Origin of the sequence: Curtobacterium sp. SP.BCo, assembly GCF_051903265.1 — a bacterium.
GTDB lineage: Bacteria > Actinomycetota > Actinomycetes > Actinomycetales > Microbacteriaceae > Curtobacterium.
In genome coordinates, this window is record NZ_CP194337.1 from 2,133,767 (window position 1) to 2,159,462 (window position 25,696).

Below are 25,696 nucleotides of genomic sequence, written 5' to 3' on the forward strand. Positions count from 1 at the left end.
AGTCCACTCTAGGCCCCACCTCCGACGAGTCGCCTGACCGCACGCATCCCGACCGGTGCTTGCAATCACGACGCGTCGGCGTACGATTGCCGATCGTGCACACGCGACCCGTGCGTGCGCGAGGACACCGGGCACACCCCACGCCCGAGGAAGAAGCAACGCACTGATGGCACTGGAGATCGGCTCGCTCGCGCCGGACTTCGAACTCCCGAACCAGTTCGGTGAGCACGTCCGCCTCAGCGACTTCCGCGGTTCCCGCCCGGTCGCACTCGTCTTCTTCCCGCTCGCGTTCTCGTCCACGTGCACGAACGAGCTCTGCGCCCTGCAGGACAACATCGCGATGTTCCAGGACCAGCGGGTCGAGCTCATCGGCATCTCCGTCGACTCGAAGGCGACGCTGCGGTCCTTCGCCGAGTCGAACGGCTACGACTTCGAGCTCCTGGCGGACTTCTGGCCGCACGGTGCGGTGTCGAAGGAGTACGGCGTCTTCCTCGAGAAGAAGGGCTTCGCCACCCGCGCGACGTTCGTGATCGACGTGCAGGGCCGCATCAAGGCCTCGATCATCTCGGAGCCGGGCCTCGCGCGCGACGTCACCGAGTACCGGGCGGCGCTCGACCGCCTCGCGGCCTGCGCCGCACCCGTCGCCGTCGGCTAGCGTTCCGAATCCTCCGGGACGACGCTGACGCGTCGCGGACCGACTGGAGGCACGGTGCACGCCATCGACACCGACCCGCCCGCGCGGGCGGTCACCGCCGACCCCTACGCGCCGTTCCCGGTGCGGGTGGACCCCGCCGCCTGGGGGCTGAGCCGGACGGTCGTGCCGACCCTCGTCGGCCCGGTCGTCGTGCACCACCGTCCCGGTCCGGACGCCCTCCTGCTGCTGCACGGCGTCGCCGGCTCGTGGACGACGTGGACGCCGCTCCTCCGTGCGGCGTCGGGCGTGGCGGACCGCGGGCTCGTGCTCGTCGACCTGCCGGGCTGGGGTGCGTCGCCGGCGCCGACCGAGCCGCTCGGCACCGACCCGGCGGCCGCCGTGCTGACCGAGGTGCTCGACGCGCTCGGGGTCCGGGCGGTGGACGTCGTCGGCCACTCGATGGGCGCGTTCGTCGCGGTGCACCTCGCCGTGCGGGCACCCGGCCGCGTGCGCTCGGTGGCACTCGTCTCCGGGACGACCGTCGCGACCGCCGCGGCGGCTCGGCACCCGTTCCGCGGGGTCCTGCGCCTGCCCGCGTTCGCGCTGCTCCGTGCCGGACTCGCCGTGACCCGTGAGGCCGCGCGACCGCTGCTCCGCGGGCTCGCCCGGGTCGGTCTGCTGCCGCTGCTGGCCAGCCCGGTGTTCACCCACGTGCGACGGCTGGACCGGAGCGTGCTCGACGCGTTCGTCGAGGAACTCCGGCCGACCGCGTTCCTCGGCGCGGCGCGCTCCGCCGCGGCCTACGACCTCGGGCGTTGGCGCGCCGTCACGTGCCCCGTGACGGCCGTCGCCGGACGAGACGACGTGTTCGCCCGGGTCTCCGACCTCGACGCCCTGCGCGGACTCCTGCCACAGGCGCGAACGGTGCTGCTCGACGACTGCGGGCACTTCGCGCACGTCGAGCACCCGGACGCCGTCGCCCGCGCGCTCGACCTCGTCTGACGGGCGCGGTTCAGGCGCGGACCGGGAAGGCCTCGGCGACGCGGGACCGCACCTCGGTCTGCACCAGCTCGCGCATCACCGGCGAGAACAGCGCGTGGTCGCCGTCCGCCACCCGGACCACCCGCAGCCGACCTTGACGACCGTCGCCGGACCAACGGCGCTCGGCGCGCCGGCCGCCGAGCCGGTCGAAGAGCTCGGCGTCCTCCGCAGCCGCGATCACGACCACGTCGGTGCCGTGCTCGACGAGCGGGCGGACGTGCTGCACGACGCCGCCGTGACTGCCTCGCCGGGCGACGCGCTCCCGCACCGGCTCGGGGACCACGGCGTTCCACCAGCCGCGCACCCGCTGCCGGAACGGAGAGGGGTGCGCGACGACGCGGAGCGCCTCGGCGTACGTGCCGGGTTCCGCGGTGTTCCGTCGGTAGTCGTTCGGGCTGATCTCCACGACGAGTCGCGGGGGGTCCGCGGTGTCCCGGCCGGCGACCCAGGCGCCCGCGCACATCCCGACGAGCACGAGCCGGTCGGCCGGGGTGCCCAGGGAGCCGATGACCGCGGACTGGTCGTCGAGCCACTCCTGCGTGTAGAACAGCGCGCGTTCGTCCTCTTCCACCGCGGAGCTCTCGCCGGTGCCACGACGGTCGACCCGGACGACGCGGGCACCGTCGCGAGCGAGTCCGCGGGCCAGGGCGACCTGGAAGTCCGCGACGCCCACACGGTGTTCGGCGCCGCCGTTGTGCAGCACCACGACCGGCGCATCCTCGGACTGTCCGGACGCGACCGTCTCGACGGCGAAGAGCTCGTCGGGGCCGAAGTGCACGATCCGTTCGGACACGCGGGCGTCGACGTCGAGGACCTCGTCCAGGGTCGGCGGCACGACGGGGTGCGCGGTCGTGGGGGCCCAGGCATCGACCCAGGCGACGACCGTGTCGACCGCGCTGCCCGGGATGGTCGCGACGAGACTCGACCCGTCGAGGAGCTCGGCGCTCCCGGTCACCTCGGTCGTGGCGACGTCGCCGAGACCGCGTGGCGGTCGGCTTCCGGGGCGGACGAGGGCCACCGTCGGACCCTCGCGGTGTGGGTAGGTCATCGCGGCGAGCACGTCCGCCTCGACCGGTTCGAGGTCGATGCCGACCAGGCTCTCGACGCCGTCGACGACCCGGTCCGACCCGAACGTCATCGTCGCGAGCGCACGCTGGCCGCGCAGCCAGGCCCGCCCGGACGCCGGCGCGTCCCAGAGGACCAGGCCGTCGGCTCCGGTGGCCGCGGTCGCGGCGATCAGCGCCGCGGAGGCGAGGCCGACGAAGGCCACCTGCTCGATGCCGGTCGACCGCAGCAGGGCTGCGGCGTGCTCGGCCGACCGGACCTGCGCGTCCGGGCGGGCGTCGGGTGCGGCGTCCCCACGTCCGGACGGGTCGTAGCGCACCGAGGCCACGCCCCGCGCCTCCAGGCGGTCCGCCAGCAGCCGGAGCGTGCGGTACGCGATGACGCCCTCCTGCCCGAGCGGCGGGCAGATCACGACGCCTGCACGCGCAGCGGGCGGCAGCTGCACCGCGACCCGGAGCGCCGGTGCACCGGACCAGCCGTGGTGCGTGCTCACAGCGCGAGGGCCGTGCGGACCTCCGTCGGCCAGGTGTCGGGGTCCGTGCCGTGGGCAGCGAACAGGGCGATCGTGATGCGCTCGAGGCCGAAGGCCAGGCACGCGCTGTGGGCGACCTCGCCGTCGGCGGTGCGGATGCCGAACGAGGTGCCGAAGTGGTCCTCGTGCAGGTTCGCCGAGCTGATGGCGGTGGGCTCGTGGTCGGGGCCGTACACGGGTGTGACGAACTCGAACTTGAGGGACTGCTCGACCTGGTTGCGGGCGAGCATCTTGCCGACCCGGCCGAAGAACGGGTCGTTCGCGGGGACCACGTCGATCGCCAGGCCGAACGACTCGAGCAACGCGCGCATCACCGGGATGCGACCGTCACGGTGCTCCTTCGCCGAGGCTGGGGTGCCGATGTGCACGAACTCGTGCATGTGGAAGGCCTGCAGGCGCATCGGGTCGAGCGACGGCTCGCGGCGGAACGAGTCACCGACGATGTCGAAGTACCGGCCGGTCTGCGGCACCGTGTCGCCGACCAGGCCGTACACCGGGTGGCAGACCGCGGGCGTGAGCATGAGGTCGGCCGGCTGCAGGAAGGACTCCCAGCGGTCGCCCCGCTCCCGGGCGGCCAGCAGCGCACGGTGCGTGCGGTCGTCGCCGGTGAAGCCGGAGATCGACGCGGCGAGGTCCGGGAAGGACGCGATGTAGTCCGTGCGCTCGAAGGCGGCGAGGGACTCCACGGGCGGGAAGCGCAGGACGTCGGAGTCGAGGTCCGACTGGCTCCGCACCGCGGCGGCGTCGACGGCGGAGTACACCCGCTCGAAGACGCCGGTGCGGCCGTAGAGGCCGGGGGAGCCGAGGTCGATGAGGACGCCGTCGGCGAGCAGGCGAGCCCGCAGCGCCGCGCGGGCCGCGTCGAGGTCGGCGGTGGTGTCGACGGCGTTGTCGGCGGTGGTGGGGTGTTCGGTGATGGTCACAGGATCGCTCCGGTCATGAGTGCCAGTCCAGCGTCGTTCTGGAGGAGACGGTCGTTGCTCACCATGACGGCGGCACCGTGGGCGTCTCGGAGGTGTCGGGCCACGCTGAGCGGCCCGGTGGCGGCGAAGCCGGCGATGCCGACGATCCGCATCGCCTTGGTCACGAGGTCGGTCACCCGTTCGGAGGAACCGATCTTCAGTGCGTTCGCCGCGAGGGCGTACGCGCTCGACTCGAGGACCTCGTGGTCGTCCGCCACCGCGTCGAAACGGTCGGCAGCGTGCCGCACGGTGTCCGCGAGCGCCTGCAGGTCGACCAGGAGCTCGGCGAGCCGGAGTGCGCCGGGCGGCGTCTGCCCGACCGCGGCACGTGCCTGACGGCGGACCGCACAGCGGGCGCGGTCGGCGGCGTCGGCGGCGATGCCGAGCCACACCGACGCCCACAGCACGTGCGACACCGGCAGGACGGTCCGCGCGGAGATCGCCGCGTAGTCGTCGCGGAACACGCTGTCCTGGTGGGTCTCGGCGTCGAGCGTCCAGCCGTTGCTGCACGTCCCGCGCAGACCGAGGGTGTCCCACGTCGAGGTCTGGGTGAGCGTGGTCTCGGAGGGCAGGCAGACGACGAGACGCTGGTCGGACGCCGCTGCGTCTGGGTCGCGTCGGGCGGTGACGAACACCGCGTCCGCTTCGGTCGCGTAGGAGATCACCGGGGCGTCCTTGCGGAGCCGGATGCGTCCGGCGGCGTCCGCCTCGATCGCGCAGGTGCTGCGACGGGCGTCACCGCCGATGCCGCGCTCGGTGGTCGACGAGGCGACGAGCGCTCCGGCCCGGACCGCCTCGACCATCGCGGTCACGCCCCGGCCGGTCCCGCCGTGCCGCCACAGCGCCATCGCCTGCCCGTGGTGCATCGCGAAGACCATCGCGGTGGCCGCGCATGCCCGACCGAGTTCGGTCGCGATGACGGAGAGCTCCGCGAGGGTCGCGCCCTCACCGCCGAGCGACGACGGGACCGCCGCCGCGAGGAGCCCGTGCTCCCGCATCGCGGCGATCGCCTCGCGCGGGGGACGGGCGTCGCGGTCGACCTCGTCGGCGAAGTGCGCGGCGATGTCGGCGACGAGGGCCGTCCGTGCGGCGAACCGGTCCTTCGCCGGCGTCGGCGGGGTGGTCTCGGTGGCCTCGGTGGTCTGCTGCTCGCGGCGCTCGAGGACCGGCGCGATCACTGTGCCAGCTCCGCCGCGGCCGTGATCGCCTCGACCGTTGCGAAGGTCGACCGGTTCAGGACCGAGTCGGGGAACTCCACGTCGAGTTCGTTCTCCACCGCGAGCATCACGTTGACGGTCGCGTGCGACGTCAGGCCGAGGGCGTACAGGTCGGCGATCGACGCGACGTCCATCGCGTCGACGGTGAGCCGCCCGTGGTCGGCGAGTGCGCGCCGGACGGCCAGTTCGGTCGTCGGGTCGGCGAGTGCGACGGGGGTCGCGGTGGTGGTCGGGTCCTGGTCCATGTCCGCAACCATAAGGAGGACAGCGGCCCGGAAAACCGCCGTGCGGGTGCGCGAAACCGCAGGCCCGGCGGCCTGGCTGAGCAGGCGTACAGGCCGGGAGGCGTGGGGCGGCCCCGCCCCGCGCCTCCCGGCTGCCGTGTGGTCCCGCCCGGGGCGCCGTTCCGCGCATGGGAGGCCGTTCTGCGCGAGGGAGGCCGTTCCGCGCGTAGGAGGCCGTTCCTTCCTGCTCCCTGTGCGCGGAACGGCATCCCAGGTCGCGCGTGATGGGAAGGAACGTGCGTGCCCGATGCCGTCAGGACGCGGTGAGGGCGACGGCTGTCGCGAGTGCGAGGCCGCGCTCGTGCGACAGCGAGACCGCGATGTCCTCGCACCCGATCTGCTCGGCGAGTTCCGCTGCGCGCCCGGTCAGCTCGACGAGCGGCGCCCCGACCGCATCGAGCACGATCGCCACGTCGGTCAGCGGGACGGCGTCCGTCGGCGCCGGCCGGAGGAGCTTCAGGACGGCTTCCTTGCCGGCGAACCGGGCGGCGAGGCGCTCCGGGTCGTCGCCGACGTCGGCGCGTTCCCGCGCGGTGAACACGCGGGCGAGGTACCGCTCGCCGTGCGCGGTGATGCCGACGATGACGTCGTCGACGGCGGCGAGGTCGGTCCCCGTCCGGATGGTGGTCACGGCAGCAGGCTACGCGAGGACTCAGCGGTACTGCGGCGGCCAGTCGAACAGTGCGGGCAGGCGCGGGACCTCGCCGATCGTCGTGACGTCCAGCACGATCTCCCGACGGTTCGTCAGCTCGATCGAGCGCGGGTCGCCGAGAAACCGTCGGCCGTCGACCCACACGGTCAGTTCACCGCGGAGTCCGCCGACGTGCCAGGCGCTCAACGGGACGCCCCACTCGTCGAAGAACTGCCCGAGGGTGAACGTGTCGCGCGTCGGCGACTCCACGTGCAGGATCCCCGAGGTGTCGTGCGTGTGCAGCTGTGCGGCGAACCTCTCACGGTCCGAGTGCCCGACGTTCGCCGGCACCGTCACCGGTTGGTCGCCGTCGAGGACCGTGAGGTGCGTGTGCACGTGCTCGGCGAGCCGCTCGCCCCAGACGTTCCGGAGGCCGGCCGCTCCGGCACGCTCGGACAGGTCCGTCGGGGCGGGCCACGGCGGAGCGGAGCGGGTCGTGCCGGCGGCCGGGTGCGTGCCGCCGGCGAGCAGCGCCAGGACGGTGAGCGCCGCCAGCGCGAGTCCCAGGACCGTCGACCTCACCACTTGTCGTGCACCTGCGCGCGGAACCACTCGTCGTAGAGCTCGCGGACGGTCTCGTCGAGGCCGGGGACCTCCGGCAGGTCGCCCGCGCCGGCGTTCGACCTGGCCTGCTCCGGGTTGCGGGCGCCGGGGATCGCGGCCGTCACGCCGTCCTGCGCGATGATCCAGGCGAGCGCGGCCTGCGGGACGGAGACGCCTTCGGGCAGCGACGCCGCGAACGCCTGCGCTGCCCGGACGCCGTCCTCGAAGTCGACGCCGCTGAAGGTCTCGCCCTGGTCGAACGCCTCACCGTGGCGGTTGTAGTTGCGGTGGTCGCCCTCGGCGAAGGAGGTCTCGGCCGTGTACTTGCCGGACAGCAAGCCCGATGCCAACGGGACGCGTGCGAGGATGCCGACCCGCGCCTCCCGGGCCGCCGGCAGCACGCGGTCCAGCGGCTTCAACCGGAACGCGTTGAGGATGATCTGCACCGCCGCGACGCCCGGACGGGCGATCGCGGCGAGCGCCTGGTCGGCCGTCTCGACGCTGACGCCGTAGGCGGCGACCGAGCCGTCGGCGACCAGCGCGTCGAGCGCGTCGTACACCGCGTCGTCCTCGATCACCGCGGACGGCGGGCAGTGCAACTGGACGAGGTCGAGGGTGTCCTGGCGGAGGTTCCGTCGGGAGCGGTCGACCCACTCGCGGAAGTTGGCGGCGACGTAGTTCGCGGGGACCTGCTCGGCACGGCGGCCCATCTTGGTCGTCACGGTCAGCGGGACGTCGGGGTTCTCCGCACGCCACGCGCCGATGAGCTGCTCGCTGCGGCCGTCGCCGTACACGTCGGCGGTGTCGAAGAGCGTGACGCCGGACTCGACGGAGGCGTCCATCACGGCGTTCGCGTCGGCGTCGGAGACCGGGCCCCAGTCACCGCCGAACTGCCAGGTGCCGAGGCCGATGGGGGAGACGGGGCGACCGGTCCGGCCGAGGGTGCGACTCTGCATGCAGTGGAGCGTAGTCACGTGGCGTTGGGCCGACCGTCAGTTCGGGGTCGAGACACCGTTGCGCAGCAGGGCCTTCGCAGCGCGCGCACGGGGGATCACCCAGGCTGCGCTCCACAGGCCGAGGCACACCCAGAGGGCGATGAGCATCGTGGTGATGATCGGACCGTGCTGGTCCCGCATCGACCACGTCATCGCGATCCACAGCGTGCTGAGGACGATCTTCCCCCAGCCGGCGGCCTCGCGCTCGGCCTGCGCCTGCACCAGCGGGATCCACTCCGTCGCCGGGACGCCGACCGGGACCTGCCCGTCGACGATCCAGTCCCGGACGACGACCGAGCGGGCGTAGCCGCCCTCGGCACGCCACTCGCGGAGTTGCAGCACGACCGCGATCGCGATGCCGACGACCGCTGCGGGGATGCCGATCGAGACCACGACGGCGGTGCTCGCTCCCGTCCACGAGGACACGACGAGTGTGGCGAGCACGACGGCGAAGGCGGCACCGGTCACACCGGCACCGAGCAGCCGCAGACGGCCGGCTTCGTCGAGGGCTCCGACTCCGTTCACGGGGACGACGGTACCCGCAGCATCCCGCGCATCCGCCGTGCCGGTACGGTCTCGTCATGGCACAGGTGATCGTGTACGGGCTGCGGGCCTCCATCGACGCGCGTCGGCAGCAGCTGTCCGACGCGGTCCACGGAGCGTCCTCCCGCGTGGACGTGTGACGACGTCGTAGCGTGGTGCCGTGCTGATCGTCGTCCGTGGGAACTCGGGCTCGGGGAAGTCGACCCTCGCCGGGGCACTGCAGCGTGCGCTCGGCTGGCCCACGGCGGTGCTCGGGCAGGACCACTTCCGGCGGATCGTCTACAAGGAACGCCAGGACGCCGGTGTCGCGGACGGGATGGCGCACGCCGCGCTCCTCGAAGCCGCCGCGCGGCACTGTCTCACTGCGGGGCACCACGTCGTCCTGGAGGGCATCCTCCGGGCCGATCGCTACGCGGCGATGCTGGAGCGGATCGCCGGCGCGGCCGACGAGGCCCGGTTCTACGCCTACGACCTGACCTTCGACGAGACCGTGGTCCGCCATGTGGGTCGACCGCAGGCCGCGGAGTTCACGGCCGAGCAGATGCGGGAGTGGTACCGCGGCTGGGACCCGCTCCCCTTCGTCACGGAGCGTCGACTGCGGCCGGACGAGGAGCTCGACGCGATCGTGGACCGGGTGTTGCGCGATCGGTGATCCGGCCACCGCACTGCCCGTGAGGGCTGCCGGACCCGCACGCGTACGACGGTGTCAGAGGCCGCACCCCGCGGCCGGAGACGAGGCAGCAATGGCATCCGGAGTGGCAACAGTGTGGGTCCCGGTGACGGACATGCAGCGTGCGGTGGCGTTCTACCGCGACATCGTGGGACTGACGGTGCAGAGCGAGGGCGACGACTGGAGCGAACTCGAGGCTGGTGGCCTGATGATCGGGCTCAACGGCCGGGAGGACGCGACGGTCTCGTCGAGCGGCGGGGCGGTCATCACGTTCCAGCCCGACGGCTCCATCGAGGACGAGCTCGCCGAGCTGCGGCAGCGCGGGGCGGACGTCCAGGGGGAGATCAGCGAGCACCCGTGGGGCCGGATCTTCCCGTTCAAGGACTCCGAGGGCAACGACCTGCAGTTCTACTCGCCGCCGCAGTCCTGATCGGCGGCGGACCGCCGGTGCCCCTCGGTTAGGATCGAGGGGAGGGGCCTTTAGCTCAGCTGGTAGAGCGCCACGTTTACACCGTGGATGTCGTCGGTTCGATCCCGGCAGGGCCCACCAGGGACGGCGGACGGTGTCGGCCAGCCGTCGGCTGCGCACGTGCCCGTGCCCGTGCAACTGTCATGGGGCCGCGGGGTGGATACGGTGGACCCATGCCCCGCTTCACGCCCCCCGCCGCCGATGCCATGCGCGCGAAGCTCCTGCTCGCCGCGCGCGACGAGTTCGCCGCCGCAGGCCTCGTCGGTACCCGCCTCGAACGCATCACCGCGGCAGCGGAGAGCAACAAGCCGCAGGTCTTCCACTACTTCGGCAGCAAGGAGGGTCTGTTCGACGCGCTGATCGCCCAGACCGTCGCCGAGACGTTCGACGAGGTCCCGCTCGACACGGACGACCTGCCCGAGTACGCGGCTCGACTGCACGACTCGTACGTCCGGCGTCCGTGGGCACAGCGGCTCCTCGCCTGGCACCGACTCGAGCGTGGCGAGGCCGCACCGCTCGCGGCACTCGTCGACGCGGACTCCGACGCGGTCGCGGCGGTCGAGCACGCCCAGCGCGCCGGCGTCCTGCCGCGCGCCTACCGCCCGGCCGTCCTGCTCGGCCTGGTCGTGCACCTCGCCGCGTTCTGGAGCACGATGACGCCCGAGTTCGACACGCTCGTCGCCGCGGTCACGCCTGCCCGCCGTCGACAGATCGTGGTGGACGCGGTCACTGCGCTCGTGCGCGGCTGACACGTCGCTCGCTCGGCTCCGGGCTCGAGGATCAACGCTTCCGCAGGTCCTCCGCGAGCATCACGATGATCCCGCTGGGCCCACGCAGGTAGCTCAACCGGTAGACGTCCTCGTAGTTCGCCACCCCGCGCAACGGCCGGCACCCGTGCCGTGCCGCGATAGCGAGTGCTGCGTCCAGGTCGTCGACCTGGAACGCGACCCGGTGCATCCCGATCTCGTTCGGCAGCGTCGGCTCGGTCTCGATCGCGTCGGGGTGCAGGTACTCGAAGAGCTCGAGCCGTCCGTGCCCGTCGGGCGTCTGCAGCATCGCGATCCGGGCGTGGTTGCCGTCCAGCCCGACCGCGGTGTCCGCCCACTCGCCGCTGACGGTGTCCCGGCCGACGACGGTGAGCCCGAGGTCCGTGAAGAACGCGATCGTCGCGTCGAGGTCACGGACGGCGATGCCGACGTTCTCCAGCGTGATGCCCATGCGGAGCACGCTAGCGGCGTGGTGCGCAGGGCGCACGGGCCGGGAGGCGCGGTGCGGGCCCGCACCGCGCCTCCCGGCCCGGCGGCGACCGCCGTCAGTGCCCCAGCTGCGCCCGCAGGTAGGGTGCGGTCCGACTCGCGGTGGACGACGCGACCTGCTGCGGCATGCCCGCCGCCACCACGCGGCCGCCCTCGGCGCCGCCGGAGGGCCCCATGTCGATGACGTGGTCGGCTGCGGCGACGACGTCCATCGCGTGCTCCACGACCACGACGGTGTTCCCGGCGTCCGTGAGGCGTGCGAGCTGCTCGGACAGCAGCTCGACGTCGGCCGGGTGCAGTCCGGTCGTCGGTTCGTCGAGCAGGTACAGGGTGTGCCCGGAGCGGGCGCGCTGGAGTTCGGTGGCGAGCTTGATGCGTTGCGCCTCGCCGCCGGACAGTTCCGGCGCGGGCTGACCGAGTCGGAGGTACCCGAGGCCGACCTGGCGGAGCGTGTCGAGCCCTCGCGCGGCGGCGGGCAGCTCGGCGAGGAAGGGAGCGGCCTCGTCGACGGTCATGCCGAGCACGTCGGCGATGCTCGCACCGTTCCAGCGGACCTCGAGGGTCTCGTCGTTGTAGCGGGTGCCGTGGCACTCCGGGCAGGGTGCCCAGCTGCCCGGCAGGAACAGCAGCTCGACGGACACGAACCCCTCGCCCTGGCAGACCTCGCACCGGCCGCCGGCGACGTTGAACGAGAACCGGCCGGCGGTCCAGCCGCGTTCCCGGGCGGCGTCGGTCCCGGCGAACGCCGTCCGCACGGTGTCGAACAGACCGGTGTACGTCGCGAGGTTCGACCGGGGCGTCCGACCGATCGGCTTCTGGTCGACCTGCACGACCCGGGTGACGAGCGGGTGCTCGGCACCGACCTCGGCGAGCACCCCGCCGACCAGCGAGGACTTGCCCGAACCGCTGACGCCGGTGACCGCGGTGAGGACCCCGAGCGGGACGTCGACGTCGAGGCCGTCGAGGTTGTGTCGGGTCACGTCGCGGAGTTCGAGGGTGCCGAGCGGTGTGCGGGCCGACCTCGTCGGTGTCCGGTCGCCGGGGAACAGGAACCGCCGGGTGACGGAGGCGTCGACGTCCGCCAGGCCCGCGACGGGGCCGCTGTAGAGGACGCTGCCGCCGCTCTCACCGGCCCCGGGGCCGACGTCGACGATCCAGTCGGCCCGGCGCACGATGCTCATGTCGTGCTCGACGACGAAGACGCTGTTGCCGCTCGCACGGAGGTCGTCGAGCACCTGCACGAGCGACTCCGCGTCGGCGGGGTGGAGGCCGGCGCTCGGCTCGTCCAGCACGTAGACCACGCCGAACAGCCCCGACCGGAGCTGCGTCGCGATCCGGAGCCGCTGCGTCTCACCCGGGGACAGCGTCGGCGTCGACCGGTCCAGCGCGAGGTACCCGAGCCCGAGTCCGACGAGGACGTCGACCCGCGCGACCAGGTCGCCCGCGATGGCGACGGCGACCGCGGAACGCTCTCCCGAGGTCGCCCGCGACGTGGCCGCGGTCGGGTCCGTGATCGACGCGATCGGCCGGAGCACGTCGGCGAGCGCCGTCAGCGGCAGGGCGTTCAGCGCCGCGATGGTGTGGCCACCGACCGTCACGGCGAGTGCGTCGCGGGTGAGACCGGTCCCCCCGCACAGCCCGCACGGACCGGACTCGACGTACTGCAGCGCGCGGTTCCGCTGGGTCTCGCTCTGCGAGTCGGCGAGGGTGTGCAGGACGAACTGCCGAGCGCTCCAGAACCGCCCCCGGTACGGCTTCGCCACCCGGTCGCGCTTCGGGTGCACCTCGACGACGGGCTGCTCCTCGGTGAACAGCAGCCAGTCGCGGTCGGCCCGGGGGAGGTCGCGCCAGGGCCGTTCGATGTCGTAGCCGAGCACCGCGGTGACGTCACGGAGGTTCTTGCCCTGCCAGGCTCCCGGCCACGCGGTGATCGCGCCGTCCCGGATGCTCAGCGACGGGTCGTGCACGGCGGACGCCTCGGTGACCTCGTGCGCGGTGCCGAGACCGTGGCATCGGGGACAGGCGCCGGCAGCGGTGTTCGGCGAGAACGAGTCGGACTCCAGCCGGTCTGCGCCCGGCGGGTACGTGCCGGCGCGGGAGAACAGCATCCGCACCGAGTTCGACAGGGTCGTCAGCGTGCCCACCGTGGATCGGGCGCTCGGGGCACCGCGGCGCTGCTGCAGCGCGACGGCCGGTGGCAGACCCGTGATCGAGTCGACGTGCGGCGTCGACCCCTGCGCGATGAGCCGTCGGGCGTACGGGGCGACGGACTCCAGGAACCGGCGCTGCGCCTCGGCGAACACGGTGCCGAACGCCAGGGACGACTTCCCGGACCCGGACACACCGGTGAAGGCGACGATGCGGTCGCGGGGGATGTCGACGTCCACGTCGCGCAGGTTGTGCTCGCGGGCGCCGCGGACACGGATGAGGTCGTCGTGACGAGGAGCGGGCATCCTCACGATGCTAGGCGGGAGCCCCTGAGCGCCGACTCGTCAGTGGTGCAGGAGCCGCTCGTCCGCCGCGGCGAGCGCCGCCCGCATCCGCTCCGCGTCACCCGCCGCCCAGCCGCCGGAGCTCGCGAGCGGTAGCTCCGTCATGTGCCGGCGGAGGGGCTCCGGGTAGTCGCGGACGATCCGGTCCGGGTCACGCCGTACGGTGGCGTACAGCGCCGGCCCGTCGGCGTAGAACAGGTCCGCGACGACGAGTCGTCCGTCGGAGCCCCGCATGACGTTCGCGGGGTTGTCGTCGAGCGGTCCCCACCACGGCTGCTCCCGGGCTCCGCGGGCGTGCACCGCCGCGATGTGGTCGGCGAGCGCGGCGACGGGTGCGTCCCGACGCGCGATCGACTGCTGGAAGGCGGTGCCCTCGGCTTCGGTGACCGGTTCGAGGTACTCCATCACGGTGAGGTCCGCACCGCCGGACAGCACCCGGTGCTCGACGAGCGCGGGCACCTGCCGGGTGTGCGCGGCCTCCCGGTAGAGCATCGCCGAGTACGGGCCGGCCGGGTCGAACGGGCTGATCCGGACGGCGAGGGTGCCGGAGGGGGAGCGCAGTGCCGTCGCCCAGTCCCCGGTGCCGCACGGCGTCCAGCCCGCGGCGCGCAGGACGGCGACGACCTCCGTCCAGGGCATCTCCGCGGTCAGCTGTTCGTCGAACCCGTCCATCGACCCATCCTGCCCGACCCACACGGGTCGAGCGAGGCCGCACGGGCGATGACGAGGCGTCGTACGCGATGGGACGATGGGCACACCGCCGACGACGACGCCGGCGCGGACCCCGAGGAGCCCACCATGACCATCCGCATGAACCCGTACATCAACCTGCGCGACCGGGCACGTGAGGCGCTCGGCTTCTACCAGTCGGTGTTCGGCGGCGAGTTCTCCCTCAGCACGTTCGGCGAGGCCGGCATGACGCAGGACCCGGCCGAGGCGGACAAGGTCATGCACGGGCAGCTCGAGGGGGAGAACGGCTTGCTGCTCATGGTCTCCGACGCACCAGCGGGCATGGAGGGGCCCGACGTGAGCAACATCTCCGTGTCCCTCAGCGGTGACGACGAAGCGGCGCTGACCCGCTACTGGAACGGCCTCGCCGACGGTGCGAGGACCGTCATCGAGCCGCTGACGAAGGCGCCGTGGGGCGACACGTTCGGCATGGTCACGGACCGGTTCGGCGTGACCTGGCTGGTCAACATCAGCGGCGCGGCGGGTTGAGCGCGTCGGCCGGGGCGCTCGCCGGGATCGGCCACCGCGGCACCCAGCACCGCACCCGGGCGGCGTAGCGGCGGAAGTCCTCGCCGAACCGGTGCTCGAGGTCGGCTTCCTCGAGGGGGCGGACGACGCAGTTCCAGACGATCGACCCGGCGAGGGCGTAGACGACGACCATCCAGGAGCCGAGGAGCAGTCCGACGGCGACGCCCTGGGTGATGCCGGCGAGCGCCATCGGGTTCCGGACGGATCGGTAGGGTCCGGCGACGACGAGCCGGTTGGGCATCGCGGAGGGCAGCGGAGTGCCGGCGCCCTGGGTGGCCATCGCCGCGGCCGACGCGATCCCCAGGGCGCTCGCGAGCACGAGCACGACCGCGCCGGTGACGATCGAGGCGACGACGACCGGCCCGGGCAGCGGCGGGTGCAGCCGCCAGCGGTGTTCCGCGACGGCGATGACGATCGGCAGGACCCCGAGGAACAGCCCCCAGAAGACGACGATCTGCGCGGTCGTGCCGAGGACGTGTCGTCGCCGCGGGGCGTCCGGGTCGGCGGTGCGGAACCGCAGCGGTCCGGACGTCACCCACTCGACGGGGACCCGACCGAGCAGGACGTGCGACAGCGCGAGCACGGAGCCGACGATCGCGCCGATCATGACGAGGACACCGAGGCCGGCTTCGGTCGTGACGGTGGCCCACACGGCGAGCAACGCCACGACGACGGCCGTCCAGGCGGTCGCGACGACCGCCGCCGCGCGGACGCCTGCTGCTGCGGCAGCCGATGCGATCACGAACAACGGCACGTCGGCGAGCGCGACGAGGAACGGTTGGAGCGAGCCGAGGGTCGCCGTCCGCACCGCGGGGATCGTGAAGACCGCGATCCACCAGGCGGCACCGCCGACGGCCTGGGCCGCGAAGTACAGCCGACCCCATGCCATGTCTGCACCGTAGCAGTGGGCGGGACCCGGGACGGACGGGAGGCGCGGTGCCAGCCGACACCGCGCCTCCCGTCCGAGCGGACTCGCGATCAGTCCTGACGGTTGATCTGGCCGAGCCAGCGTCCGAAGGACGGCTTGCGCTCGTCGTGCAGGACGGAGACGGTGCTCGTCGGCAGGCAGGTGCGCTCGTCGTCGAGGCCGGCGCTCTTGTGGAGGTCGTGGGCCATGGTGTGCTCCTTCGCATTCGGTGATGGGTTCGACAACCGGGACGGCCAGGCCATTCCCGATCGGTGGATCAGGGGGTGACCATGCCACCGTTCACGTTGAGCGTCTCGCCCGCGACGTAGCTCGATTCGTGGGACGCCAGGAACACGTAGGCCGGTGCGAGCTCGGCGGGCTGTGCCGCACGGCCCATCGGCGACTCGCTCGACCCGAACTCCGGCAGGGACTCGGGGTCGACCCCGCCGCTCGGCTGCAGGACGGTCCACGTGGGCCCGGGTGCGACGATGTTGACGCGGATGCCGCGCTCGACGAGCGCTTGCGACAGCCCCTTCGACAGGTTGTTGATCGCGCCCTTCGAGGCGGCGTAGTCGAGACGGTCCGGAGCGGGCTTGTACGCCTCCATCGACGCGGTCGTGGTGATCGTGGACCCGGGCCGAAGGTGGGGGAGCGCCGCCCGCACGAGGCGGAACAGCCCGAACACGTTGACGTCGAAGGTCGCCTCGAACTGCTCGTCGGTGAGGTCCTCGACCTCCGGCTGCCAGCGCTGCTTGCCGGCGACGCTGACGAGCGCGTCGAGGCCGCCGAGCTCCGCGACCGCCTGCTCGACGAGCGTCGTCGCGTAGGCCCGGTCGCGCAGGTCGCCCGGGATCGGCACCGCGGTCCGACCTGCGGCGCGGATCTGCTCGATGACGTGGTCGGCGTCGGACTGCTCCTCCGGCAGGTAGGCGAGCGCCACGTCGGCGCCCTCGCGGGCGAAGGCGATCGCGACGGCGCCGCCGATGCCGGAGTCGGCGCCGGTGATGAGCGCCTTGCGGCCGGCGAGCCGGCCGGTGCCGCGGTAGGTCGCCTCGCCGAGGTCCGGGACCGGCCGCATCTCGGACTGGAGGCCCGGCTCGGCCTGCGTCTGCGGCTCCGGCCGGACGTCGGGGTAGCGGGTGCGGGGGTCGGCGGGTTCGTACTGGTCGCTGGGTGCGGTCATGGGTGCTCCTGTGGTGCCGTGGTGGTGCGGCCGTGCTGGTGCCGTGGTGGTGCGGCCGTGCTGGTGCTCCCCACCGAACAGGGTGCGGTCTGGGATCACCTGCAGGAGTGCGTCCCCCGGTCAGGAGCGGGACCCGCCCGCGAATACCGCAACGATCCCGCAAGGCCACGCGGTGCTCGTTGTCCGGCCCGGTGCCGTCCGCCTAGCGTGCTGCCGTGCGCGACGACGTGCACGTCCCACGTCACTGCTCGGAGGGCCCATGGCCGCACGCACCTCCTCTCGTTCCGCGTTCCTGTCGCGCCTGCGGGAGGACGTCCTGTACGCCGGCGAGTACGCCCTGTGCACGGTGCTGCTCGGCACGCCGTTCCTGCCCCGCGCCGTCCGGCGGCTCGTGCTCGTCGCCGGGGGCGCCGACGTGCGGTCGAGTCCGGGGGCGTCGATGTCGCTGACCGGGTCCCCGCGGAACCTCGCGATGGGGGTCGGCGTGTTCTGCAACCGCAACGTCACGATCGAGGCGGTCGCCCCGGTGCGGATCGGGTCGCACTCGGCGCTCGGGCCGCAGGTGCTCGTGGTCACGAGCCACCACGCGCTCGGCGAGGACGGCGTCTGGAACGAGCACGCGACGGGCCGACCGGTCGACATCGGTGAGCGCGTGTGGATCGGCGCGCGGGCGGTCGTGCTGCCCGGGGCGGTGATCGAGGACGACGTGGTCGTGGCGGCCGGGGCCGTGGTGACGGGTCGTCTGACGTCGCACGGGTTGTACGCCGGCGTGCCCGCGAAGCGGATCCGGGAGCTCGCGGTCCCGGCCTGATCCGTCCCCCGACGCGGTGAGCGGGCGCGCAGGCGCACGGCGTTCGGTGGGGGCATGAGCGATGACGACCAGCAGCAGACCCGCGCCGAGTTCTCCGACGCGGTGAACATGACCGCCTCCGAGCTGCGACGGTGGCTCGACACCGACGAGTCGAAGGACGTCGGCCAGAAGCCCTCGAGCGGTGGCGAATCGACCGGACACGAGAGCGGACGCCACATCGTCCGGATCCTCGACAAGAAGCAGGCCGACTACACCGACGCCGACTACGCCCACATGCGGAAGGTCGTCGGGTACGTCGCACGGCACCGGAAGCAGCGGCCGAGCGGCGACGTGCACGACACCCCGTGGCGGTGGTCGCTGATGAACTGGGGACACGACCCGGAGAAGGGCTGAGCCCGTCGGCGCGTCCGGGGGTACCGTGCCTGCCATGCCGAACCAACTCAAGAAGCCGGACATGTACGAGGAACTCCGGAAGGAGGGCAACTCGAAGGAGAAGGCCGCCCGGATCAGCAACGCCGCGGCGGCACGCGGGAAGTCCGCCGTCGGGAAGAAGGGCGGCGAAGCCGGGTCGTACGACGACTGGACCGTCGCCGACCTCCGGAAGCGCGCGAAGGAGCTCGGACTGTCCGGCTACTCGTCGATGCGGAAGGCCGAACTCGTCGAGGCGCTCCGGGACCACTGACCCGATCGGGCAGAATGGACCCGTGAACGAGACGGGCATGCCGCGCTTCCGACGGATCTGGTCGACGGTGCAGGTCGGCGTGCTCGCGGTCGCCGTCGTGTTCTGCATCGTGATGCTCGTGATCGGGCAGGGCAAGCTCGACCGGGTCTACGCCGTCGCCGCGGTGTTCTTCGGTCTGGCGCTGATCGGGCACAGCACCTACCTGTGGTTGGTCAACCGCAACCAGCGCGGGCGTCCCTGAGTCCGCTGCGGCGGGTCAGCCGCCGTACCCGACGCACAGGACGGTGACGTCGTCGGGGTGGTCGCCGCGACCGGCGAGTTCCGCGATCCCGTCGACGAGCGCGGCCGGTTCGTCCCGCTCGGCGACCCAGGCCTCGAACCGGTCGAGCGCGTCGAGGTCGCCACCGAACAGGTCGAGGACACCGTCGCTGATGCTGACCACCACGTCGCCGGCCTGCAGGTGGACCGTCTCGCTGCTCCAGTCGGACCCGACCCCGATCGGCAGGTGCTCGGACCGGAGCGCCCGCACCGACCCGTCGACCGTGCGGAGGAACGTCAGCCCGTGCCCGGCGTCCACCCACCGTGCCGTGCCGTCGTCGTCGATCCGGACGTGGAAGCACGTCGTGAACTGCCCGCTGAACCGGTCGGACGCGCCGGTCGCCAGCCCCGCTGCGGCCCGGCGGACGGCGACCGCGGGGTCGGTCTCGTCGACGGCGCTGCGGATCACCGAGCGGACGGCGGCGGCGATCATGCCCGCGCCGACCCCCTTGCCCATGACGTCGCCCAGGGTGAACGCGGCACCGCCGACGGTCGGGTACCAGTCGTAGAAGTCGCCGCCGACGCTGCGCGCGGGGATGCAGGTGCCGACTGCGCGGACCGACGGCGGGAGGCTGGCCGCCCCGGACGGCAGGAGCGACTGCTGCACCAGGGCGGCACGGTCGATCTCGCCCTCCGCGATCCGCCGTCGTCGCTGCGCGTCGTCGAGCTGCAGACCCGCCTGCCGCGCGAGCTCGTTCGTCACCGACGCGGTCGCGCCGTAGACGACCACCGCGAAGACGAGGCGGACGAGTTCGCTCAGGGCGGGGTTCGCCGGTTCGAGGACGAACGAGGTCAGGAGGGTGACGCAGGTCCCGACGAGCGGGTACACGATGTGCCGCCGACCGGGCCAGGCCGCGATCCAGATCACCGGGAGCACCACGATCGCGAGGAAGACCGACCGGGAGTCGCCGGTGCCGAAGCGGAGCAGCCCGACGGCGACGAAGTCCAGCGCGGGGATGAGGAGCTCGGCGCGGTTCGCGGCCGGCCAGCGTGCCATCACCCCCGCTGCGAGGAGCCCGACGAGCGCGAGGGCGACCCCGGTCCACATCCAGCGGGCGTCGGTGACGACGAGGAACGGGACGAGGGTGCTCGACACCGCGGCGGCGACGATGAGGGCGGCGACGACGGACTGCTTCGCCAGCGGCGCCCACGACGAGCGGAGCGCTGGGAGCACGATCGGGCCGGTGTCGTCCCGGGCGGAGACCCTCCACAGGACCGGTCCGAGTGATCCGGAGCTCCCGGCGGTCGGTTCTGCCGTGCTCGTCATCGTGTCGATCCAACCGGGTCGGGAGTGGTCGGTCAAGCCCGCGGCCGCGTCAGCCGAACCGGACGGCGAGCGGGACGAGCAGCCCCGCCACCCAGACGAGCACCATCACGAGCGCACCGACCGCGATGAGTCGCCGTCGTCGGCGCAGCCTCGGGCTGCGTTCCTCGCCCCACATCTGCGCCCGCACGAGCACCCGGTTCGCCTGCTCGACGACCTTCCGGACCTCGGGGTCGTCGAGTTCCAGCACCCCGTCGCGGGCGTGCTGGGCGATGACGGTCGCTTCGTCGACGGTGAGGTCGTCCTTGCGCATGCCCCATCGTCCCATCCGGACCCTGGACCGGGCCGGAGCACCCACCGGGTACGACCGAGGACATGGCACATCGGTTCCACGGGAAGATCGTCGTCGTCACCGGAGCGTCGAGCGGCATCGGGAGGGCCGCCGCACACGAGTTCGCCCGGCAGGGCGCCACCCTCGTCCTCGCGGCGCGCAGTCACGAGTCGCTGGAAGCAGCGGCGGCCGAGTGCCGCGCGCTCGGCGCCGACGCGGTCGCGATCCCCACCGACGTGGCCGACGATCACCAGGTGCGGGACCTCATCGACACGGTCACGTCCCGCCACGGCCGGATCGACGTCTTCGTCGGCAACGCCGCGCTGTTCGTCTACGGCCTGTTCGAGCAGACGCCCACCGAGGCGTTCAGACGGGTCGTCGACACGAACCTCTACGGGCACCTCAACGCCATCACGCACCTGCTGCCGCACTGGCGGGAGCGCGGGACGGGCACCTACGTGCTCGTCGGGTCGATCCAGTCGCTGCTGTCCGCGCCGTACCAGTCGGCGTACGTGACGAGCAAGCACGCGGCGCTCGGACTGGTCGACGTGCTCGGCGACGAATTCGCCCACACCGGCATCCGCTTCACGACCCTGCTGCCGTCGACGATCGACACCCCGATCTACCAGAACGGTGCGAACTACACCGGCAAGACCTCGCACCCGTTGCCGCCGACGGTGTCGGTCGAGCGTGCAGGTCGGGCGGTGGTGCGGTCCGCGCTGCACCCGAAGCGGTACCGGTACGTGGGACGGATCCAAGCGTCGCTCGTGCCGTTGCAGTACGTGTTCCCGGGGCTGTTCCACAAGCTCACGAAGCCGATGGTGGAGACCTTCGCGCTCCGGGGCCGGGGCGAGCCGACCGACGGCAACCTGTACACGCCCGCCGACGCGGGCAACGCCACCGACGGCGGTTGGGTCGCGAAGCGACGGCGGGTCACGCGGCCGCTCCTGTGGGCCGGCGCGCTCGCGGCGGTCGCGGCGGTGGCCCTGCGCGCACGGCGCTGACGGCCGCACGTCGGGAGATTCCGGACGCAGGAACGGACGGGAGGCACGGTGCGCGTCCGACGCGCACCGTGCCTCCCGTCCGTCGGTCGCCACCAGGGCGCCGATCCGGCACCCGCCGGTCAGGCCGAGACGGTCTGGTCCACCGTGCGCACCGGCGCGATCGTGCCGGAGCGCGCGCCCTCGTAGGCGGCGAGGATCATGCCGAGCACCGCGATGCCCTCCTGTTCGGTGTGGATCGGGCGGGTGCCGTCCCGCAGGCACACGCCGAACGCCTCGATCTCGGCGGCGAACGTGTCGACCTCGTCGAACGTCACGGTCTCGCTGGTGCCGTCGAGCAGGTCCCAGCGGAGCGTGGTGCCGTCGCTGGTCAGGGCCCCGAGTTCACCGACGACGCTGAAGCGTTCGGTGCCGGCGGCCGGCTCGTACGCCCAGCTCGTGACGAGTTGGCCGACCGCGCCGTTGTCGAAGCGGAACAGGGCCTGCGCGGAGTCCTCGCCCTCCATGAACGCCAGACGGTGCGTGGACAGCATCGCCGTGGCCTGCACGGGGACACCCCCGGCGAGGTGCATGAGCAGGTAGCTCGGGTGGTAGCCGGTGTCGATCAGTTCGCCGCCGCCGCTCTGCGACGCGTGGGCGCGCCAGCCCATGTTCGACGGGTCGAACTCGTTGCGGAACGAGTCGGTGGTCCGGACCTCGTACACCGTGCCGAGCGCGCCGTCGTCGATGAGCTGCTTGGCCTTCGCGACCGCCGGCATGAACAGCTGGTTGTGAGCGCACATCAGCGTCACACCGGCCTCGGCGACCGCGGACTGCACGTCGCGGGCTTCCTCCGGGGTGAGGCAGAGTGGCTTCTCGCACAGGATGTGCTTGCCGGCGCGGGCCGCGGCGACGATCGCGTCGCGGTGCAGGTGGTGCGGCAGGCAGATGTCGACGGCGTCGACGTCGGCACGATCGAGCATCTCGGCGTAGTCCGTCCAGTGCGGCACGCCGAGCTCGGCGCCCCGGCCCTCGGCGGTCGACGCGACGGCGTCCGCCACGGCGGCGATGCGGATGCGGTCCGGGTGCTGCGCGTACCCGGCGATGTGCGCGGAGGCGATCCCGCCGCCGCCGATGAGACCGACGCGGATGGTGTCAGTGGTCATGGTTGGTGCTCCTGGCTCTGGTCGTGCGGTGTGCGGTCGTGCTGGTGTCCGTGGTCGTCGCCGCGTCAGGCGGGGACCGGCTCCCGGGCGGCCTGGTTGGCGGCCACCACGAGTCGGGTGAGTTCGACGGCGCGGGCGAGGTTGTCGTCCGCGCGCGTCCCGGCGGTGATGTGGTCCACCCACTGGCCGAAGGCGTCCTGGCCGTCCTCCGGGACCGGCAGCGTGACCGGCTCGACGCCGTAGGCCGCCCCGCCGGCGGTGAGCCGGCCGTCCTGGTCGGAGTAGGCGAGCCAGCCGGCCGTCCCGGCGACCTCGATCGTGAACGGGGTGCCGGCGACGAAGCCGGCCTCGATGACGCCGATGGCCTGCGACGGGTAGCCGACGGTGACGACGGCGTGGTCCTCCACCGCGCGGCCCGTGACCGAGCGGTACACGGCGTCGACGGTGTCCGGGCGTGCGCCGAGGAAGCGCTGCGTCAGGTACACCGGGTGGCAGCCGAGGTCGGTGAGTGCCCCGCCGATCGCGGTCTCCGGGTCGAAGAACCGCTCCGGCAGCCACGGCACGACCGCCCCGTCGTGCGACAGCCGCACACGGGCGGTGGTGACGTCACCGAGCCGGCCCTCGGCGATCTCACGGCTGATGGCCGCCGTGTACCCGTGGTACAGCCGCGGGAGCGAGACGATCAGCGCGACGCCGGCGGCGTCGCAGGTGGCGATGACGTCCTCGCACTCCTCGACCGTGGGGGCGAGGAGCTTCTCGGTGAAGACGTGCTTGCCGGCACGGGCGGCCCGGGTGATGACGTCGTGGTGCACGTCGGTCGAGGTCGTGATCGTGACGGCGTCGACGTCGTCGCGGGCGAGGAGCGCGTCGAGGTCGTCGGTGAACGCGACACCGAACTGCTCGGCGCCCGCACGGCCGCGGTCGACGTCGTCGTCCCAGACCGCCACGAGCTCGGTGCCGGGGTGCTCGACGGCCTGACGGGCGTAGTCACCGGCGTGCACGTGCCAGAAGCCGACGACGGCGACGCGGACGGGTGTGGTGCTGGTGGGCATGGTGCTGGTGGTCCTCTCGTGGGGGCCGGATCAGATCCGGACCTTGTCGTAGTCCTCGGGGAGCGTGAAGGGGGAGTAGGTCTGCATCATCGGGTCGACGCGGGCCTGTGCCCGTTCGACGGCCTCCTGCGGGCTCGCCGTGCCGAGCAGCACGCTCGACCGGGCGTCGGCGAGGGAGTCCCACCAGGCGCCGCCGACCGGCAACGGCGGTCGGCAGGTGGACGCGCCGATCGACTCGACGAAGAACCGGATCGACTTCGCCGAGCCCTTCGGGTCCTTGAGGGCGGCGATGTTCGTGGGCACGCTCGTGGCCGGCACCATGTAGGTCTCCTGCCCGCGCTTGCTCGTGAAGTACTTCATGAGCTCCCACACGGCCTTGTTCTTCTTCGAGCCCTTCGGCAGGCAGAGCGCGTACCCGCCGGACCAGGTGTACTTGTCGTCGCCCGCCTGCTGCGTCGGCAGGTAGGCGGTGCCCCAGTCGAGGTCCTTCGGGCCGTAGTTGTCGAACGTCTGGATCGTCGACGGCACGCTCACCATGAACGCCATCCGGTCGGCCAGGAACGCCATCTGCCCCGGCGGGTGGCCCGTCGGCTCGTAGGTGGCGATGAAGGTGTCGGCGTCCTTGTAGCCGTACCGCTTCGCCCAGTCCTCGTAGAAGTCGAAGATGCTGCGGACGCTCGCCGAGTCCATCGTCATCCGTGAGTCCTGCTGGTCGAAGTACGACGCCCCGAGCCCGAGGCCCCACGTGAACGGCCACCCCTCGCCGTACCAGGGGAGCAGTCCCATGTGCGTGTAGTCCCCGCCGGACTTCTTCGTGATGCGCTCGCTGACCTCCCACACCCGGTCCAGCGTCACCGGGCCGTTGTGCTCCCAGTCGAACTCGTCCGGGTCGATCCCCGCGCCCGTGAGCATCTTCCGGTTCACGAACATCCCGCGGCAGTCGGTGTCGTGCGGGAGTCCGTAGGTCTTGCCCTCGTACGTCACCTCGCCGACGGTGAACCCGAGCCACTGCGCGAGGAACTCCTCCTTCGACTGGTCCTCGAACTCCTCGATGAGGTCGTCGATCGGCTCGATCAACCCGATCGCCGCGTACTGCGCAGCACTGAACCGGTCGAGCAGCCACAGGTCCGGAGCGGTCCCGCCCCGCACCGCGGTGATGATGCTCGTCGCGTCACCGGTGCCCTGCGACGGCACCACGTTCACCTTGACGTCGATTTCCGGGTGCAGCGCCGTGAACTGCTCGATGACCTTCGTCTGGAACGGCACGAACGTCCCCGTGACACCCCAGATCGTGACCTGGTTCGGGTTGCTGCGTGCACCGGACCCGGAGGCGCAGGACGCGGCGAGGAGCGCGAGGGCCCCGGCGCCACCGGCTGCCGCGGCACCGCGGAGGAACGTGCGACGGTCGAATGCGCTGCTCACTTGAAGCTCCCGATCTGGACGCCCTTGATGAACGTCCGCTGGAACACGAAGAACAGGACCACGAGCGGCAGGATGATGAGCACCGATGCCGCCATCAGCTGGTTGAACTGGAAGTCCTGCGAGTTGTTGAGACGGAAGATCTGCAGACCGATGGACAGCGTCTGCACGTTCTCGTCCTGCAGGTAGATGAGCGGCCCGAGGAAGTCGTTCCACGCCCCCACCGCCGCGAAGATCCCCACGGTGACCAGGGCCGCCCGGGCCTGCGGGAACACGATCCGCCAGAGGATGCCCCACTCGGACGCACCGTCCATGCGTGCCGCGTTCAACAGGTCCTTCGGGATCTGCAGCAGGAACTGCCGCAACAGGAACACGTAGAACGCCGACCCGAACAGGCTCGGCACGATCAGCGGCAGGAACGTGTTGATCCAGCCGAGCCGCGCGTACAGGTCGAACATCGGGATGAGGGTCACCGGGAACGGGATGAACAGCGTCGCCAGGACCACGTAGAACAACCGGTCCCGGCCGCGCCACTCCAGGCACGCGAACCCGTACGCGATCACGAGGTTCGACACCATCGAGAACAGCGTCACGCAGACCGTGATGACGAGCGTGTTCCGGAAGAACGTGAAGAACGGCATCGCGTTCACGGCGTCACCGAAGTTCGACCAGTCCAACCACTGCGGGAACCACGTGGGCGGGAAGGCGCCGAGCTCGGAGTTGCTCTTCAGCGCCGAGATGACCATCCAGTAGATGGGGACCAGGAACAACAGGCTCATCGCGATGAGCACGACCCGGGCGAGGACGGACGACCACGGCGAACGGACCGATCCGTCGGCGTTGCGGGAGCGCTCGCCGCGGGCCTTCCCAGGCCGGACGGCTTCGACCGACGCGGTGCGGGTGGACTCGGACTCAGTGTGCAGGCTCATCGG

At 72.2% G+C, this 25,696-nt stretch carries 31 protein-coding genes and 1 tRNA gene; 12 read left to right on the forward strand and 20 right to left on the reverse strand.

The window, feature by feature from the left end:
- Positions 1 to 166 precede the first annotated feature (166 nt).
- Together ACRQ4B_RS10190 and ACRQ4B_RS10195 are read left to right on the forward strand one after the other, a co-directional pair.
- Positions 167 to 655: a peroxiredoxin gene (locus ACRQ4B_RS10190; RefSeq protein ID WP_439691333.1), complete on the forward strand. Its 489-nt coding sequence runs from the start codon at positions 167 to 169 to the stop codon at positions 653 to 655.
- Between the two features lie 54 nt (positions 656 to 709).
- Positions 710 to 1,636 carry an alpha/beta fold hydrolase gene (locus ACRQ4B_RS10195; protein WP_439691334.1) on the forward strand — a complete coding sequence of 309 codons (927 nt, stop codon included), beginning with the start codon at positions 710 to 712 and terminating at the stop codon, positions 1,634 to 1,636.
- 10 nt (positions 1,637 to 1,646) lie between these two features.
- Here the strand turns inward: ACRQ4B_RS10195 and ACRQ4B_RS10200 are convergent, their stop codons facing one another.
- The 8 genes from ACRQ4B_RS10200 to ACRQ4B_RS10235 form a co-directional block, all read right to left on the reverse strand.
- Positions 1,647 to 3,233 (reverse strand): alpha/beta fold hydrolase, encoded by a 1,587-nt coding sequence (locus tag ACRQ4B_RS10200; RefSeq protein WP_439691335.1) that lies wholly within the window; start codon positions 3,231 to 3,233, stop codon positions 1,647 to 1,649.
- Positions 3,230 to 4,195, reverse strand: a complete 966-nt coding sequence (locus ACRQ4B_RS10205) for an amino acid--[acyl-carrier-protein] ligase (RefSeq protein ID WP_439691336.1) — start codon at positions 4,193 to 4,195, stop codon at positions 3,230 to 3,232. Before ACRQ4B_RS10205 ends, ACRQ4B_RS10200 begins: the two co-directional genes overlap by 4 nt.
- On the reverse strand, positions 4,192 to 5,412 hold the full coding sequence (locus ACRQ4B_RS10210; RefSeq protein ID WP_439691337.1) for an acyl-CoA dehydrogenase family protein: 1,221 nt from the start codon (positions 5,410 to 5,412) through the stop codon (positions 4,192 to 4,194). Before ACRQ4B_RS10210 ends, ACRQ4B_RS10205 begins: the two co-directional genes overlap by 4 nt.
- The gene (locus ACRQ4B_RS10215; protein WP_439691338.1) at positions 5,409 to 5,696 is read right to left on the reverse strand and encodes an acyl carrier protein; all 288 of its coding nucleotides are present in this window, start codon (positions 5,694 to 5,696) and stop codon (positions 5,409 to 5,411) included. The genes ACRQ4B_RS10210 and ACRQ4B_RS10215 overlap by 4 nt, the downstream gene beginning before the upstream one ends.
- A 292-nt stretch (positions 5,697 to 5,988) precedes the next feature.
- Positions 5,989 to 6,366 carry a holo-ACP synthase gene (locus ACRQ4B_RS10220; protein ID WP_439691339.1) on the reverse strand — a complete coding sequence of 126 codons (378 nt, stop codon included), beginning with the start codon at positions 6,364 to 6,366 and terminating at the stop codon, positions 5,989 to 5,991.
- Positions 6,367 to 6,387: 21 nt separating this feature from the next.
- Positions 6,388 to 6,948 (reverse strand): hypothetical protein, encoded by a 561-nt coding sequence (locus tag ACRQ4B_RS10225; RefSeq protein WP_439691340.1) that lies wholly within the window; start codon positions 6,946 to 6,948, stop codon positions 6,388 to 6,390.
- On the reverse strand, positions 6,945 to 7,925 hold the full coding sequence (locus tag ACRQ4B_RS10230; RefSeq protein ID WP_439691341.1) for an aldo/keto reductase: 981 nt from the start codon (positions 7,923 to 7,925) through the stop codon (positions 6,945 to 6,947). Before ACRQ4B_RS10230 ends, ACRQ4B_RS10225 begins: the two co-directional genes overlap by 4 nt.
- Before the next feature lie 36 nt (positions 7,926 to 7,961).
- Entirely contained in the window at positions 7,962 to 8,489 is a 528-nt protein-coding gene (locus tag ACRQ4B_RS10235; RefSeq protein WP_439691342.1) for a hypothetical protein, read from the reverse strand.
- Between the two features lie 178 nt (positions 8,490 to 8,667).
- Between ACRQ4B_RS10235 and ACRQ4B_RS10240 the strand changes: the two genes are divergently transcribed.
- From ACRQ4B_RS10240 to ACRQ4B_RS10255, 4 genes are all read left to right on the forward strand, one after another.
- Positions 8,668 to 9,159, forward strand: a complete 492-nt coding sequence (locus ACRQ4B_RS10240; protein WP_439691343.1) for an AAA family ATPase — start codon at positions 8,668 to 8,670, stop codon at positions 9,157 to 9,159.
- A 91-nt stretch (positions 9,160 to 9,250) separates the two neighbouring features.
- Entirely contained in the window at positions 9,251 to 9,607 is a 357-nt protein-coding gene (locus tag ACRQ4B_RS10245; protein WP_439691344.1) for a VOC family protein, read from the forward strand.
- Between the two features lie 44 nt (positions 9,608 to 9,651).
- A tRNA-Val gene (locus ACRQ4B_RS10250) sits at positions 9,652 to 9,727 on the forward strand.
- Positions 9,728 to 9,819: 92 nt separating this feature from the next.
- Positions 9,820 to 10,395: a TetR family transcriptional regulator gene (locus ACRQ4B_RS10255; protein WP_439691345.1), complete on the forward strand. Its 576-nt coding sequence runs from the start codon at positions 9,820 to 9,822 to the stop codon at positions 10,393 to 10,395.
- Between the two features lie 31 nt (positions 10,396 to 10,426).
- Here the strand turns inward: ACRQ4B_RS10255 and ACRQ4B_RS10260 are convergent, their stop codons facing one another.
- The 3 genes from ACRQ4B_RS10260 to ACRQ4B_RS10270 all read right to left on the reverse strand — a co-directional run bounded on the left by ACRQ4B_RS10260 (position 10,427) and on the right by ACRQ4B_RS10270 (position 14,066).
- Positions 10,427 to 10,864 carry a VOC family protein gene (locus ACRQ4B_RS10260; protein ID WP_439691346.1) on the reverse strand — a complete coding sequence of 146 codons (438 nt, stop codon included), beginning with the start codon at positions 10,862 to 10,864 and terminating at the stop codon, positions 10,427 to 10,429.
- A 94-nt stretch (positions 10,865 to 10,958) separates the two neighbouring features.
- Positions 10,959 to 13,355 (reverse strand): ATP-binding cassette domain-containing protein, encoded by a 2,397-nt coding sequence (locus ACRQ4B_RS10265; protein WP_439691347.1) that lies wholly within the window; start codon positions 13,353 to 13,355, stop codon positions 10,959 to 10,961.
- A gap of 39 nt (positions 13,356 to 13,394) precedes the next feature.
- Positions 13,395 to 14,066, reverse strand: coding sequence for a hypothetical protein (locus ACRQ4B_RS10270; RefSeq protein WP_439691348.1), 672 nt, complete (start codon positions 14,064 to 14,066; stop codon positions 13,395 to 13,397).
- A 126-nt stretch (positions 14,067 to 14,192) separates the two neighbouring features.
- On the opposite strand from ACRQ4B_RS10270, the gene ACRQ4B_RS10275 reads away from it, so the two are divergent.
- Positions 14,193 to 14,612 (forward strand): VOC family protein, encoded by a 420-nt coding sequence (locus ACRQ4B_RS10275; RefSeq protein WP_439691349.1) that lies wholly within the window; start codon positions 14,193 to 14,195, stop codon positions 14,610 to 14,612.
- Here ACRQ4B_RS10275 and ACRQ4B_RS10280 read toward each other — a convergent pair.
- The 3 genes from ACRQ4B_RS10280 to ACRQ4B_RS10290 form a co-directional block, all read right to left on the reverse strand.
- Positions 14,593 to 15,540 (reverse strand): methyltransferase family protein, encoded by a 948-nt coding sequence (locus tag ACRQ4B_RS10280; protein ID WP_439691350.1) that lies wholly within the window; start codon positions 15,538 to 15,540, stop codon positions 14,593 to 14,595. The two genes, ACRQ4B_RS10275 and ACRQ4B_RS10280, sit on opposite strands and share 20 nt — an antisense overlap.
- Positions 15,541 to 15,629: 89 nt before the next feature.
- Positions 15,630 to 15,767 carry a hypothetical protein gene (locus tag ACRQ4B_RS10285; protein ID WP_439691351.1) on the reverse strand — a complete coding sequence of 46 codons (138 nt, stop codon included), beginning with the start codon at positions 15,765 to 15,767 and terminating at the stop codon, positions 15,630 to 15,632.
- A gap of 68 nt (positions 15,768 to 15,835) precedes the next feature.
- Positions 15,836 to 16,741, reverse strand: a complete 906-nt coding sequence (locus ACRQ4B_RS10290) for an SDR family oxidoreductase (protein ID WP_439691352.1) — start codon at positions 16,739 to 16,741, stop codon at positions 15,836 to 15,838.
- 259 nt (positions 16,742 to 17,000) lie between these two features.
- Between ACRQ4B_RS10290 and ACRQ4B_RS10295 the strand changes: the two genes are divergently transcribed.
- The 4 genes from ACRQ4B_RS10295 to ACRQ4B_RS10310 are packed head-to-tail and all read left to right on the forward strand — an operon-like array spanning position 17,001 to position 18,475.
- Entirely contained in the window at positions 17,001 to 17,552 is a 552-nt protein-coding gene (locus ACRQ4B_RS10295) for an acyltransferase (protein WP_439691353.1), read from the forward strand.
- 54 nt (positions 17,553 to 17,606) lie between these two features.
- The gene (locus ACRQ4B_RS10300; protein WP_439691354.1) at positions 17,607 to 17,945 is read left to right on the forward strand and encodes a DUF3140 domain-containing protein; all 339 of its coding nucleotides are present in this window, start codon (positions 17,607 to 17,609) and stop codon (positions 17,943 to 17,945) included.
- Positions 17,946 to 17,979: 34 nt separating this feature from the next.
- Positions 17,980 to 18,234 carry a DUF7218 family protein gene (locus ACRQ4B_RS10305; protein WP_439691355.1) on the forward strand — a complete coding sequence of 85 codons (255 nt, stop codon included), beginning with the start codon at positions 17,980 to 17,982 and terminating at the stop codon, positions 18,232 to 18,234.
- A 22-nt stretch (positions 18,235 to 18,256) separates the two neighbouring features.
- Positions 18,257 to 18,475, forward strand: coding sequence for a hypothetical protein (locus ACRQ4B_RS10310; RefSeq protein WP_439691356.1), 219 nt, complete (start codon positions 18,257 to 18,259; stop codon positions 18,473 to 18,475).
- Positions 18,476 to 18,490: 15 nt separating this feature from the next.
- On the opposite strand, the gene ACRQ4B_RS10315 is transcribed toward ACRQ4B_RS10310, so the two are convergent.
- Both ACRQ4B_RS10315 and ACRQ4B_RS10320 read right to left on the reverse strand, forming a co-directional pair.
- Positions 18,491 to 19,819 carry a PP2C family protein-serine/threonine phosphatase gene (locus tag ACRQ4B_RS10315; protein ID WP_439691357.1) on the reverse strand — a complete coding sequence of 443 codons (1,329 nt, stop codon included), beginning with the start codon at positions 19,817 to 19,819 and terminating at the stop codon, positions 18,491 to 18,493.
- A 49-nt stretch (positions 19,820 to 19,868) separates the two neighbouring features.
- On the reverse strand, positions 19,869 to 20,129 hold the full coding sequence (locus ACRQ4B_RS10320; protein ID WP_439691358.1) for a hypothetical protein: 261 nt from the start codon (positions 20,127 to 20,129) through the stop codon (positions 19,869 to 19,871).
- Between the two features lie 62 nt (positions 20,130 to 20,191).
- On the opposite strand from ACRQ4B_RS10320, the gene ACRQ4B_RS10325 reads away from it, so the two are divergent.
- Positions 20,192 to 21,151 (forward strand): SDR family NAD(P)-dependent oxidoreductase, encoded by a 960-nt coding sequence (locus ACRQ4B_RS10325; protein WP_439691359.1) that lies wholly within the window; start codon positions 20,192 to 20,194, stop codon positions 21,149 to 21,151.
- Between the two features lie 119 nt (positions 21,152 to 21,270).
- Here the strand turns inward: ACRQ4B_RS10325 and ACRQ4B_RS10330 are convergent, their stop codons facing one another.
- The 4 genes from ACRQ4B_RS10330 to ACRQ4B_RS10345 all read right to left on the reverse strand — a co-directional run bounded on the left by ACRQ4B_RS10330 (position 21,271) and on the right by ACRQ4B_RS10345 (position 25,693).
- Positions 21,271 to 22,293 carry a Gfo/Idh/MocA family protein gene (locus tag ACRQ4B_RS10330; protein WP_439691360.1) on the reverse strand — a complete coding sequence of 341 codons (1,023 nt, stop codon included), beginning with the start codon at positions 22,291 to 22,293 and terminating at the stop codon, positions 21,271 to 21,273.
- Between the two features lie 65 nt (positions 22,294 to 22,358).
- Positions 22,359 to 23,345: a Gfo/Idh/MocA family protein gene (locus ACRQ4B_RS10335; RefSeq protein ID WP_439691361.1), complete on the reverse strand. Its 987-nt coding sequence runs from the start codon at positions 23,343 to 23,345 to the stop codon at positions 22,359 to 22,361.
- A 30-nt stretch (positions 23,346 to 23,375) separates the two neighbouring features.
- Entirely contained in the window at positions 23,376 to 24,767 is a 1,392-nt protein-coding gene (locus tag ACRQ4B_RS10340; RefSeq protein ID WP_439691362.1) for an ABC transporter substrate-binding protein, read from the reverse strand.
- Positions 24,764 to 25,693, reverse strand: coding sequence for a carbohydrate ABC transporter permease (locus tag ACRQ4B_RS10345; RefSeq protein ID WP_439691363.1), 930 nt, complete (start codon positions 25,691 to 25,693; stop codon positions 24,764 to 24,766). Before ACRQ4B_RS10345 ends, ACRQ4B_RS10340 begins: the two co-directional genes overlap by 4 nt.
- Positions 25,694 to 25,696: the final 3 nt, after the last annotated feature.

Coding starts and splice junctions, on each gene's coding strand:
- ACRQ4B_RS10190 (WP_439691333.1), top strand. CDS start 167: ATGGCACTGGAGATCGGCTCGCTCGCGCCGGACTTCGAACTCCCGAAC.
- ACRQ4B_RS10215 (WP_439691338.1), bottom strand. CDS start 5,696: ATGGACCAGGACCCGACCACCACCGCGACCCCCGTCGCACTCGCCGAC.
- ACRQ4B_RS10230 (WP_439691341.1), bottom strand. CDS start 7,925: ATGCAGAGTCGCACCCTCGGCCGGACCGGTCGCCCCGTCTCCCCCATC.
- ACRQ4B_RS10245 (WP_439691344.1), top strand. CDS start 9,251: ATGGCATCCGGAGTGGCAACAGTGTGGGTCCCGGTGACGGACATGCAG.
- ACRQ4B_RS10255 (WP_439691345.1), top strand. CDS start 9,820: ATGCCCCGCTTCACGCCCCCCGCCGCCGATGCCATGCGCGCGAAGCTC.
- ACRQ4B_RS10260 (WP_439691346.1), bottom strand. CDS start 10,864: ATGGGCATCACGCTGGAGAACGTCGGCATCGCCGTCCGTGACCTCGAC.
- ACRQ4B_RS10265 (WP_439691347.1), bottom strand. CDS start 13,355: ATGCCCGCTCCTCGTCACGACGACCTCATCCGTGTCCGCGGCGCCCGC.
- ACRQ4B_RS10270 (WP_439691348.1), bottom strand. CDS start 14,066: ATGGACGGGTTCGACGAACAGCTGACCGCGGAGATGCCCTGGACGGAG.
- ACRQ4B_RS10275 (WP_439691349.1), top strand. CDS start 14,193: ATGACCATCCGCATGAACCCGTACATCAACCTGCGCGACCGGGCACGT.
- ACRQ4B_RS10280 (WP_439691350.1), bottom strand. CDS start 15,540: ATGGCATGGGGTCGGCTGTACTTCGCGGCCCAGGCCGTCGGCGGTGCC.
- ACRQ4B_RS10285 (WP_439691351.1), bottom strand. CDS start 15,767: ATGGCCCACGACCTCCACAAGAGCGCCGGCCTCGACGACGAGCGCACC.
- ACRQ4B_RS10290 (WP_439691352.1), bottom strand. CDS start 16,741: ATGACCGCACCCAGCGACCAGTACGAACCCGCCGACCCCCGCACCCGC.
- ACRQ4B_RS10295 (WP_439691353.1), top strand. CDS start 17,001: ATGGCCGCACGCACCTCCTCTCGTTCCGCGTTCCTGTCGCGCCTGCGG.
- ACRQ4B_RS10300 (WP_439691354.1), top strand. CDS start 17,607: ATGAGCGATGACGACCAGCAGCAGACCCGCGCCGAGTTCTCCGACGCG.
- ACRQ4B_RS10305 (WP_439691355.1), top strand. CDS start 17,980: ATGCCGAACCAACTCAAGAAGCCGGACATGTACGAGGAACTCCGGAAG.
- ACRQ4B_RS10315 (WP_439691357.1), bottom strand. CDS start 19,819: ATGACGAGCACGGCAGAACCGACCGCCGGGAGCTCCGGATCACTCGGA.
- ACRQ4B_RS10320 (WP_439691358.1), bottom strand. CDS start 20,129: ATGCGCAAGGACGACCTCACCGTCGACGAAGCGACCGTCATCGCCCAG.
- ACRQ4B_RS10325 (WP_439691359.1), top strand. CDS start 20,192: ATGGCACATCGGTTCCACGGGAAGATCGTCGTCGTCACCGGAGCGTCG.
- ACRQ4B_RS10330 (WP_439691360.1), bottom strand. CDS start 22,293: ATGACCACTGACACCATCCGCGTCGGTCTCATCGGCGGCGGCGGGATC.
- ACRQ4B_RS10335 (WP_439691361.1), bottom strand. CDS start 23,345: ATGCCCACCAGCACCACACCCGTCCGCGTCGCCGTCGTCGGCTTCTGG.
- ACRQ4B_RS10345 (WP_439691363.1), bottom strand. CDS start 25,693: ATGAGCCTGCACACTGAGTCCGAGTCCACCCGCACCGCGTCGGTCGAA.